Source organism: Lysinibacillus sp. CNPSo 3705 (genome assembly GCF_028674935.1).
GTDB lineage: Bacteria > Bacillota > Bacilli > Bacillales_A > Planococcaceae > Lysinibacillus.
On the sequence record NZ_JAQZSD010000194.1, the window covers coordinates 1 to 478 of the forward strand.

Annotated in this window: 1 pseudogene; it reads left to right on the plus strand. The window is 36.4% G+C overall.

Annotated features, from left to right (window positions below):
* Positions 1-478, plus strand: a pseudogene (locus tag PVA17_RS24995) (transposase); the annotation flags it as partial.

Consider the following 478-nt stretch of genomic DNA (forward strand, 5'->3'; position numbering starts at 1 on the left):
AATTATTACAGCAGCTGTCATTACAACAGGTGAAAAAAGCGATGGAAAATATCTTCAAGAGTTAATTGAAAAAAGCACAAAAGCAGGTATGAAAATTAAAACGGTTATTGGAGACGCAGCTTACTCTGAAAAGGCAAATATCGAATATACTAAAGAAGAGAAAATCGCGCTTGTGGCAAAGTTGAATCCTATTCTTACACAAGGACCTCGAAAAGAAGAAGACTAGTTTGAATTTAATAAAGATGCTGGAATGTTTGTTTGTAAGGCCGGTCATCTCGCGACAAGAAAAGCACGTACGGGTAAAAAAGGAACGAGTATGAGTCAAAGTCAGACCTATTATTTTGACATTGAAAAATGCAAAGTATGTCCAATGAGAGACGGCTGTTATAAAGAAGGCGCAAAAAGTAAAACATATTCTGTCACAATTAAGTCGGATACACATGCCGAACAAGAGGCATTTCAAAATACGGAAGCATTT